The 11360-nt window shown below is 64.1% G+C and carries 3 protein-coding genes; all 3 read right to left on the reverse strand.

The window, feature by feature from the left end:
- Positions 1-3 precede the first annotated feature (3 nt).
- The 3 genes from JSS27_05675 to JSS27_05685 all read right to left on the reverse strand — a co-directional run bounded on the left by JSS27_05675 (position 4) and on the right by JSS27_05685 (position 11359).
- Positions 4-1917 carry a prepilin-type N-terminal cleavage/methylation domain-containing protein gene (locus JSS27_05675; protein MBS0208426.1) on the reverse strand — a complete coding sequence of 638 codons (1914 nt, stop codon included), beginning with the start codon at positions 1915-1917 and terminating at the stop codon, positions 4-6.
- Between the two features lie 51 nt (positions 1918-1968).
- Positions 1969-9870 carry a hypothetical protein gene (locus JSS27_05680; protein ID MBS0208427.1) on the reverse strand — a complete coding sequence of 2634 codons (7902 nt, stop codon included), beginning with the start codon at positions 9868-9870 and terminating at the stop codon, positions 1969-1971.
- A gap of 115 nt (positions 9871-9985) precedes the next feature.
- The gene (locus JSS27_05685; GenBank protein ID MBS0208428.1) at positions 9986-11359 is read right to left on the reverse strand and encodes a prepilin-type N-terminal cleavage/methylation domain-containing protein; all 1374 of its coding nucleotides are present in this window, start codon (positions 11357-11359) and stop codon (positions 9986-9988) included.
- Position 11360 lies beyond the last annotated feature (1 nt).

An 11360-nucleotide genomic window follows, 5' to 3' on the forward strand; every position in this document is an offset into this window, starting at 1 on the left:
TGATCAGTCCGGCGTGAACTCGTGCGACAGATGAACCTCGCGCACCTGTTTGGTGTCGGGCTCATAGGCGCGAATCGACACCGAAATACCCCGCAGCGGATAGGCGTACGGCGGCGGCGCTTCCGCTTCGTTGGCGTCGTCGACGCCGGCGTTGGCGTTGTCGTCGAGACCGTTGTACATCGGGTCGACCAACCCGTCCTGCTTATAAACCGTGCTCGCCCCCGTGGAGACCGGCGTGGTCGGCTGATCGATGCCGTCGTACTCGTAGTGGGTCGACCAGGTGTCGTAGACGGCGGCCTTGAAGATGTTGGAAATGCCGGCATCGCAGCGCGAACGAGGATTGCCCGGGTCGCCAAAGCGGGGCCGCGGCAAGACACCCGTCATGCCGAACTTGGCCGTTTCGTACTTTCTGAGCGCCAGTTCATAAGCCGACGCCGTCGTCGGCGTGGGAACCGGTGGATAGCCGGCGGCCCCCAGGTAGTTCAGATCGGCGTACGAACCAAAGCTGACCGCGCGGATCGTGGTGCTGGTCGACGCGATGCTCGCCGAGTTGGTGGTAAAACTGATTACGGTCGCCTGGTAATTCGGATCCCCCGGCGCGACGGTCGTGCTCGTGGTGGCGCTGACCGCGCCGTTGATCAATTGCGCCACCTCAAACACCGGCGCGCCCGGATCCCAAGCCTTGACGTCAAAGCCGGCCACGCTGGTCATGATCAGATCGTCCAGTCGCGACCCGGTGGTGCTAAACCCGAAATTCGCCATGCCTCGGGTGGTGTTCGCGGCAAAGCGCATGGCTCGGCCGCGATCGTACCCGTCCATCAAGATGATCCCCGTCGCCGTGCAAACGAAATAGGCGCCCGTGGTCAGGTTTCCCTGATGGAAGTTAACCGACACGCCTGTCGCGGGACTCGACGACTGGGTGGGCAGGATGGCAATGGACTGCGTGTATTCGCCTCCCATGGGCATATAGGCGACGACGGTTGCCGGACGATTGGGGTTGGAGGTGGTGCCATAGTAGGGGTAGGGCCAGTTGCCGCTGCCGCACTCGGTGAGCGTGGGCAAGCCCCAGCCTTGAAACTGGGTGACACCGATCACACCAGAGCCAGCCGCGGCGCTGATCGTGGAGCTGACGCCCCAACAGCGCGCGTCGTGGGGATACACGGTGGGCAGATGCGCATAGCGGTTCTCGCGCTTGGTCAGATCCCCCAGCGAATTGCACCGCAACATGCCAATCGCCTGGATATTCGGATTGGTGGCGAAATAGGCCAAATTATTGACGTTGTTTTGCCCCACGCCGCCCCCTTCGAGGCGCATCGACAGATCGCTGAGCTGGTAAAAGTTCTTGCTGTTCCATTCGCCGGCCGACCAACTGTCGGGGTCGTCCGCGGTTCGAATCAGGAGCACGCGGCGATACAGGTTGGTGCCACGCATGAACCAGGCGATTTCGGCATAGGGGGTGGTGCTGGGCACGTTGCGAATCAGCCCGGCGAACGGCGCGTCGACCCCCAGCGCCGTGAACATCAGGATGTCGTCGACGTCGTCCACCAGTTCATCCTGGATCGTGTTGCCGCTCTTGCTGCCGTCGAGCACGGTGTAGAACGAACCCAGCGGCCCTTCGATGTACTCGAAGTAGCCCTGGTCGGCCTCGGGGCGCAGCGGCGGCCGCGTGGGAGCCGTGCAACCCTTCAAGTCGAGCTGCAGCCGTTCCTTGACCAACCGCAAGCGATCCGACATTTCCACCGCGGCGCGGCCGTCGACGACGCTGTTGCTGACGTAGGTGAACATCTGGGCCACCGCGGCCACCAGAATCAGCGTGATCGCCGTGGCGACCAGCACTTCGATCAACGTCACGCCGGCCCGCTGGCGGCTGGTTGCGGCCGCGCGGGCTGATCCGAACCATCGCTTCAGGTTTCCCACCATGTCCACTCCTCCTCGCGGAGCATGCGCCACGAGTTCGCTCGCGGGGCGCTACTGGATCACGCGTTTCAAAAGGAACACATTGTCGACGTTGTAGTTCTCGCCGCGCACGAAGGCCACGGGGATCGAACGATCGATCAGATAGAACCCGCGGTGCCGTTCGACCGCGCCGATATCGCTGTTGATCTCGCGCATCAACCGGAAGCCATCGGTGTTGGGGTAGCTGGCGTCGGACTTCATCGTCGTTTGCAGCTTCGTGGGTCCGATCCGCGAGACCTCGAAGAAGCCGACGGTGACCCACACGGCGTAGACGTTCGACCGCGTGGTGACCAGATTGCTCAGCTTGAGGTGCTGCTGATAGCGGAAGTACGGGTCGCGCTTGCCGTCGCGATGGGCGTTCTGCAACGACGATGGACCGTCGGCCGTCAGGTACATGTTGCCGGCAACCTGGGTGCTGGGCATGACGGTGTTGGCGGTGTTCATCGCGGCCATCGGCCCGCCGTCGAACGCGAACAGTGGTTGGCTGGTGGCATAGGGGACGGTGGTGTAGACGTCCACGTTCGCGGGCGCCTTCCAATTCGAGTAGCCGAGCTTCGGCTCCAGACGACGGAGAATGTTGCTGTCGGCCGCCAAATAAGGCCGAAACATGGACGAGGCGCCCGAGGGAATCACGCCATCGGCGTAGAACATTTCGTCGATCGGCGCCGACATGCCGCCGGCGTACGAGCGATAGATGCGATAGATGCTGGGAACATACGGATTGGACGCCGCGCCAACCACCGACAACGCCTGCACGCCTTGGGCCGCGCCCAAATGGTTGTTGGCGCCGAAGGTCCAGTTCAGATGGTCCCACGTAAACGTATTGAACGTGTTCGACATCGTGGTCGTCCCCGTGGCGTAGTATCGCAATGGGTTCTGATCGTTGAACTGATACCGATTCGCGTTGAAGTCGGCCCACACGCTGTCCAGGTGGACGCCGCCGGACGTGATGGTGCCGTTCCGCGCCGCCTGCGAGCCCACCGAGTTCGGGTGGCCGTTGGTCAGCGCGACCCAAGCCGTGCAATCCAGCGTCGCGTAGGGCGGGTTCAGCTTGCCGGTCGAATTCAGGGTATTCGGCAAATTGCAGTGGGCGTCGACGAACGTGTTGAGGTTGATCTTGCCCGGCTCGCGGAACCGCGACACCTTGTTGTGCGGCGCCATGAACGGGTCGAGCGCCGCCGGCGGCGTATTGGTGGTCGTGGTTGATTGCACGGGCCGACAGGCCGCATCGGTCAGCGAGTCGGAAGTCCCCGAGAATCGCGACGGAACCGTGACGAACTCGAACACGCGATGAAAGTTCGGCGCCGCCTTGGGGCTGTAGGTACCGGCACCCAGGGTGCCCATGCTTGCCTGATAGGTGTCACCCGGACACGTCGAGGCAAAGAAGTTCAATAGATGTCCAAACGGCTGCCCCGGCGTTAGCAGATCGGCCTGATTGCCAGTCGGAACCACCGGCGTCAATCCCCACGGCGGAGACAAGGCGGGCCAGGCCAAATGCGGCACGCGGGGGGGCGACCCAACGCCGGCCACGGGAGCCGTCCAGGTGCCCCAACTCAGCCCGCGCCGCAGGGCGTAATCGTTGCCGGTCAACAATTGGCGCAAGTAGCGCATGGTGGTGGCCGTGAAATTCTGGTCGGAGGTCAGCCCGGCGCGGTATTGGGCCTGGGTGATGTAGCTGAACTCGACGCCAAAGCGGCCTGGGCTGCTGGCCGGCACCAGCATCAATTCATGGGCGCTGGCAAAGGGCCGGTTGTTCCAACACAGCCACGGATAGGGGCGCTGCGGCGCGCCAATCATTTCGCGCCCCCCGGTCACCCCCGCCGACAAGGCGGCAACCGAAACCGCCGCGTTCGGCAGGAACGGCGCGCCGGTCATGCTGGTGCCGGAGTACGACAGAGGGTGGCCATAGCTGTCATTAACGTAGCCCAGCGTGTGGAGCGTGACCTGCTGGTTGAAGCTGCCAGTGGTCAGCCCGCCCGACAGCCCCAACGATGGCGACACGCGCGGGTCGTCGCTGATGGCCGACCAGATGGGCGCCTCGGACATCACCAACTGGCTCGGCGTGGCCAGCGCCGGGCTGCCGATGGTATAGGGCGTGTACTGCCAGCTCATCGAACTGGTGGCCGCCACGGGGAATTGGCCGCTGATCGTCGTGCTCGTAGATATGCCACCGGGCAACACCTGGCCAAACTGGCGCGGCCCACGCTGCCGGCTGTTCAACAGCAGCGGATTGGTCGTCGAGTCATAGACGAAATTGCGCGGCGGGGTGGAAACAGAGGCCGCGCCGGTCCAACCCTTCCACGTCGTCGTCAGCAGGCCGTCGTGCGGCGCCGAAGCGGCGGTCAACGGCTTTTGCGTCACGGCGGCTGGCGTGTTCATATAGGTGACGCCATCGGCATTCTGCGGTGGCCAAACCAGCATGCCGCTATAAACCGTCAGGTCGATCGGCATCCAGTCGATGGTCAAGTACGGGTTGATGGGCAAGTTGGCGTTGTACTTGCTCGCGCCGGAATTGACGCCGTTCTGTGGGTCGTACTTGTCGGGATTCCAGGGCATGGTCGGATCGGCCAACCGCTGGAGGAACACCGTGGCATAGTCCACGTACGTGCCGGGGGTCGCCCACGACTGGTTGGAACCGCCCGCGCCGGACGAGATGCCAGCGTTCTGAAACACGTTGTTCTGGTTCATGTCAAATGGCACGTCCGCAATATCGGTACTGAGCGTGGACGTGCCGCGGGTGCCGTTGCCAGGGTTGAACAGCTCGTACGACTTGTAGCCGTTGGCCAGTTGCAAGTTCATCAACGGCCCCTGGTAGTTGGACGGTGGCGTGTAACCGCCCGGGGGCTCTGAGATGTTCATGCCAATGAAGTTGCGCGTGCCCGTGTAGAATGTCGGCGTTGACGCCGACACGCTCGCGGTGCCCATCGGAATGCAAACGGGCTGCTTGATGTCAGTACCCGCCGAGCCGACCGCCGAGTACGGGCGAGGATAGGTCAGCGCCTGGGCCGAACTATTGATGACCAACGAGCCCGACGTGGTGGGCAGGGCAAACTGCTGCGGCGTCCAGCCGATCTTGTTGGAGGGCATTCCTTTGTCGGTCCAACCGACCTGGGTGACGTGAGGCATGGTGCCACCGGTCACATAAGAGCGCGCCGGCCCCAGCACCGCCGATTGGCCTGATTGCAAGTAATACTTTGGCGCCACGCCGCCGCCGGAGTAGATGTAATAGTCCTGATAGGCGCCCTTGGTGGGAACCTGTGTCGCCGTGCCGGACGCCACGAAGTACATGTTCCAACCAATTCGGTAGTTGAGCAGCGGATTCGCTGGCGTGGTGCTGTCAAAGATGTTCATCGCCTCGGGCTGCAACGTCGTCGAATCCGGATAGTACAGATTCACGGCCCCGGCCCCTTGCGAGTCGAAGAGCATCTCGCGAACCGTGGGATCGCGCCCCAGCTTGCCAGCGCCCGAAACCGGCGCGGCGTCAACGCCTCGATGTGGCACCGTAACCGCCACTCGCCACACCGGCGACGCCACGCCCGATTGGCTTGCCGTAGCGCTCAGATTCAACGCGCCATAAGCGTCGTTGGGAAGGTTCGTTCCCGACGTCGTCTTGGTGTAGAGTTCGTTGGGAAGCATGTGGAACTTCTGCGCCTGCTGAACCTTGGCGTCGTTGGTCAAGGGGGGCGCGTTGCCCGTGCAGGTGATCTCGATGAACGCCGACCCCTCGGGAATGGCCACCTGGTCCAAGTGCGGGTCCGCCCCGCCGGCATTCGCCCCCTTGGTGAAATAGTTCTGCGGCTTGTTGTTGTTGGCGTTGGGACTCATCGGCGTGTCGGCGATCTTCAGATCGTGAAACGCCAGCGTCTCGGTGATTTGCATTTCGGGATATTCCATCCCCCAGACCACGCCGCGATAGAACAGGTTCCGCGCGGTGGTGGGAGTGGGATTGTCCTCGACGGTCTCGAGCGCGCCGTCCACTTCCCAACCGCCGGGCGTCCACGTGCCCGCTTTAAATGGATCCTGACTGGCAAACGGATAGATGTCGAACTCGAACGGCGTCATGATCGAATCGCGGTCGCGGAAGTCGACGACGTTGACCGCCCACTGGGCGACGCGATAGGCCGTCAAGATATGCATCCGCTGGATCGGATTGGTCGCGGCGGTCAGGGTGTTGGGCATGCCCTTTTCAGCCCACACCGGCTGAATGTTCCCCACGCCGCCCACCCCGGAGGTCACGAGCGGCGTCCCCAGGTCCAAGTAATTCGAGTCCATGACCAGCATCATCAAGCAGTACAAGTGCTTGGCCAACTCATAGCGCGCCCGGATGTCGGGCATCGGCTTGCCGAGCACTGGCAGCCCGCCGTTCGTGTTCGCACCGGTGGCCGGGATGAACAGCCCTTCCCAAGTCAGGTCCATCGTGGTGCCCAGCTTGGCGACCGGCGGCACGGTGTAGGCCGCGCTGGGCTGTTTCCAGGCGGGCTCTTGGTTGGCCGCTTTGGCCATTTCCATCGGATCGTCGACCACGCCGTTGCTGTCGTCGTCAAAGCCGTTGCCCAGCACGCGATTGATATCCATCCGCAAGCTCAGCACCAGGTCGGGCGAAAATCCGCGCTGGCCGAACCGATTCGCGGGATCGATCAGCCCGCGGGCGATCGTCTGCATGTTGGCCAGCGAGCCCGTGGTCAAGTTCACGCCGTGCCAACGCGCCGCGGCGGCGACGCGCCCCACCACCAGTTCGCCAAAGCTGAGGTTCGTTGGGTCGATCCCCATCAGCGCCAAGGCGTCTCGAACGTCCGGGGGCGGCTCAAGATTCGGCACCGGCAAGTCCCAGCTTTCGGTCGTGAACCGATGGCGCGTGGGATCGTACGTCCCCCCCAAGATGCCCGTGCCATGATTCGTGGCCAGGGTCTGGTCGTTGGCCCCCCACCAGACCTGTCGCAGCCGCGAGTTCATGTACTGCATATCGGGGTCGTGCCCGCGCAACAAGGCTTGCAGTTCGGCGGCGGTGAAGGGGGCGTCGGTGGGAGACATCAGGGGGGCGGGGCTGCTCGGTCCAGCGCCGGTCAGGACTCCTTGGACGAGCGTTCCCCGGTTGGACAAGCCGCTGGGGTCGAACTCCCACGGATCGTCGATCATCTCGTTGGGAATCGCATCGAGGCCGCTGGCCAGGGCGCCGGGCGAGTAGCGAATCGTTTGGGTCGGACCATAAGCGTACGTCACGCGCCCCATCGGATCGGTGCCGATCGTCAAGCGACCGTTCGGATCGATCGGCGATGCGTAATAGCCCGTCGCCATGTTTGCCGCCACGCCGGAACCAGGCGCGTTGGGGTCGAGCGCGGGAGCGGCGAGCGCGCTGTTCAGCGGCGACGGAGTGACGTTGGCGCCGACGTACCACAGCGAGCCGGACGTCTCGACCGCCGAATCGCCACCGACAAAGTTCGGATTGGTCACGCCGCCGTACAGAGCGTACAGTTGGCTGCCCGGCGTGTTATAGAATGTGGTCGGCATATAGCCGATGGCGGCGGCGGGCCGGTTGTCGTCCCCGGGCGTGATGCCGATGGCCAGGTTCCACAGGCTGCCCCCCGAGGGGATGAAGCTCGTCTCACCAGCGCGCGGCAGGCTGAGCGCGCCGGGGGTCGGCTGGCCCGGGGTTTTGGGATTGACCAGGTGCGGCTCGCCATACCGCCCCGCCACGGCGGGACGCTGCACTCCTTGGGGACGGCCGTTGATGTGCGGAATGAATGACGTTTCGTAATTCGGGAACAGGTTCTCGGCCCGGCCTTCGAGCAACCAGCGATACAAATTGACGCGGCAGAACTGATTGGCATTGCCGTTGTCGACGTACGGGGCGATCAGGAACGGCGTCAAATTGATGTCAGCCGACGAATAACCAAGCCCCTGCCCCGTCAGAACCGGCGTCGTCGGATTCACCGCGCCGCTCGGGGTCGGGAGCGAACTGATATAGGGAGCGTAGACCGTGTAGGAGTTCGTGCTGAGCGTCACCGCGGGGCTGACGGCCGCGACGCCGAGCGTCGTCACGTTGCTGATATTGCTCGCCGACTCGTTGTAGCGCGCGAAGGCTGGGCTGTACGTGCCGTTGCGCGCGTCGAGCCAGTCGGGAGCCGTGTACGTCGTGGGGGCGGCGGTGCCAGTGCGCGTCGAGGTGAACAGATAGCCGCCAACCGACATCACTTCGTCGCTCGACAAGGCCGCCGTCGCGAACGAGGCCGGCCCCGGCGGCGTCCGCAAGGTGGTCGCCGTGGTTCCCGAAAACCGATAGTGCGACGGATTGCCCGACGTGTTCAGATTGATGCGCCCATCCATGTCGAGGCAGAGGATGGCGAACATCGGCTTGACCAGCCGGCCGTCGGCCCAACTCTGGACCGGGGCGCCCAAGTCGACCCAGACGCTGTCGTAGCGCCCGTCGGCGTCGTTGTCGACGTCGAAGCCGCCGAACACCGGGTCAAAACGATTGATTGACACGAACGTGGGAGAACCCTGATCCCACATGCCGTTGCCGTTGATGTCCGTGTACTCGCCCCCCTCGGGAATGCCGTTGCCGTTCAAATCGGCCCACGGTTCGGGAGGCACGTACTTGCCGGCGCCCATCAGGTTCTGCGAGGGATCGGTGTTGTCGAAATGATCGGCCGGATCGGGGCGCAAGATGAACCGACGGCGCAGCGGCAGGTAGGAGGGAGTCGCCATCATGTTATAGCTGCCCGTCGGCGCGCCAGCCGAATCGAGCCCCAAGGCGTGGACCCAAAACCGGCACAGGTCCGGGCGATGCAACGAGGGGCTGGTCACTTCCCAGGTCAGCGTCGTCGGATTGTAGGTCCGGCCCGCCAGGATCATGTTCTGGAAGTCGGGAGCGTCGTAGTCCTCGTCGGCGTCGACGCCGCTCGTGTTGGGCACGTTGCCGCCGGCGCGAACCGGCCGATCGGACAAGTAGCCCCGGTAACCCGAATCGGTCGGATTGGGCATCAGGCCAATCGGCACCTGGCCGGAAAAATTTGGGTTCTGCGTGACATTGATCGTCCCGTACATGCTGCTTCCCGTCTTGGGATCCGGCCAATTCAGCCGCGTGCCGTTCACCGGCGTCGCGAGGCCGGCATTGTTCTTTGTGTACTGGGTCGAATTGCCAAAGCCCGAGCCGTTGAACGGGCGGCCGTTAATGAGGAAGCGGCGCGGAGGAGCCGAGACATCGGTCACGTTGAATGCGGTTTTGAACGGCTGAATCACGAGCGTGCCCGCGGACCCATTGTTGCTCCAGGTGCCCCCCGCGCCCCACCAGCGGACGATGCGCGTCGATTGATTGGCCAGGGGGCCATCGAGCACCGTCAACACGCAGCCGGCGAAGCGCCCTTCCAGCTGCGCGCTGGCGCCATTCTGCCCCACGTAACTCTCCAGCCAGGTATCGTCGGTGGTGGGAGAGTTCTTGGCGCCACTCAGATTGTCGTTCACGTCGTCAATGATCCCGTTGTTATCGTCGTCAACTCCGGCGATGCCCGGCTGACGATCAGGACCATAGGCGATCAGCCCCGTCACGGTGAACAGCGCGCTGGTCGGGGTGCTCTGGGCATTCATCGCCGGCACGAGTACCTGGGTAAAATGCCCCACCACCGCCTCGCGGTCGCCGTACATGTCCTCGAGCAAGCTGTGGGGACCGATGACCGATCGACCGTCGCGCGTGCCGCGCACGACTTGCAGCGCCGCCATGTTCAACAGATTGGAATGGCTGATGCCGCGCTGTTCGGCGCGAGCGGCCGAGATCGCGCCCCGTTTCTCGGCGCTGGCCGTGAGCACGAACGAAATCACGATCAACATGAACAGGGCGAGCATGCCCAGGATAATCATCAACACGACGCCGCGCCGCCCGGCGCGCCCGCGCGATGGTTGCTTGATTCGTCGTGACATGCTCGCTCTCCTCCACACAGGTCGTCCGGCGCTGGGGCCGGAAAAGATGAATTGTCGCGGCGGGCGCTCGATCCGCGGGCGCCCACCCGTCGCTTGCCTTACTCGACCGCCAATCTCACAAGGACCAAAAACTGTTGCCGTCGGTGTACCAACCGCGCTCATAGACGGCGACCGCGCCGTCCATCAACACCCCGACGGCCGTGTTCGAGTCGAACGGCCAGTCGGGCCCGCTCAGGCGCACGCTGCGCTGATAGCCGCCGTTGTCCGCTTGTTCGACCGTCGTGGTCTGCGACACCACGCGATACCAATACACGGCGGTCTGCGAGATGGGGCTCGTCGTCGGGCTGGAAACGTAATTCAGCGTCGTGGCCTTGGCCATGATCCACTGCTCGGGCTTGACGCGGAGGAACTGCTCGGCCTTGATCGGATCGGTCTCGGGAATGTTGAGGAAGGCCTCGACCGAATTACCACGCACCGAGTTGCCTTGCCCCGCGTAGGGGAAAACCAGGTTCACCGCGCGCTCGGGCGGAGGATTGGTCGTCGGCAAGGTCGAGACGTCGACGACTTGCCGCTTGTAGAAAACGACAACCGAGACCTTGAACGAACGCGTGTTCAGCGCGTCGCCGCCATAGACCAAGGGCGCCACCGGGGGGTAGATGACGGCGCCCGACGCCACGCCCACGTCGGGCTCGATCACCGCCAACCAAGAGTAATCGCCGAACGTCTGCATCGAGGCGAAGCTTTGCCACCCAGTCGCGCTCGAAACGACGTTGTTGCCCGGATTGACCACTCCGGCGCCGACGCTGTTCACTTGGGCCCATTGGGGGAGCGCGCGGTAGGTCTTGTCGGTCAGTGGGACCACCGACAAGTCATCGGTGCTGCGAAAGGCGCGTTCGGCCAGCCCGACGGTGTAGCAGGTGAACTGGGGCGAGCCGTTGGCGATGGCGCGCACCCCGGGAGTAACCACGCTGTTCTGCCGCAACGAGATCCGCGGCAGTTGCACGCGGTCGGCCACCTGGGCGGCCCCCACGGTATAGGGCACGGTTTGCACCACGCCGGCGTTGTTGGGGTTGACGGCGATCAACAGCGGATCGAGCACCAGCGGGCAGAACGGCGGCACCGCCGGATTGGAGACGCCATTGGGCGGCATGAACTGATAAACCAGGCTCGCTGACGCCGGGTTCGTGGCCACCACCGGCGTCCCCTTCAAGGCGCCGCCTCCTTGGGGATAAAGCCAGTTCTCGGGTCGCACGAAGCCGCGCGTGATCATGTCGCGAAAGGCGGCGCGGCCGGTCGACGAAACCCGATCGGCGCGGAGCGCGACGGCCATGTCGTTCTGCCCCAGGGGCAACAACGACGCCAGCCCCAACAAGCCGACGGCCAGCACGCCGACCGCGATCATCACTTCCAACAACGTAATGCCGCGGCGTCGGCGCCGCGTGATCGCGTGACGCGCGAGGACCGCCGACGGGGTGCGATTGGAAATCATG

The organism is Planctomycetota bacterium, from assembly GCA_018242585.1.
In the GTDB taxonomy this organism is placed as follows: Bacteria; Planctomycetota; Planctomycetia; order Pirellulales; family PNKZ01; genus JAFEBQ01.

Excerpts from the sequence above, each read along its gene's own strand:
- JSS27_05685 (MBS0208428.1), bottom strand. The coding sequence starts at position 11,359 with ATGATTTCCAATCGCACCCCGTCGGCGGTCCTCGCGCGTCACGCGATC.
- JSS27_05680 (MBS0208427.1), bottom strand. The coding sequence starts at position 9,870 with ATGTCACGACGAATCAAGCAACCATCGCGCGGGCGCGCCGGGCGGCGC.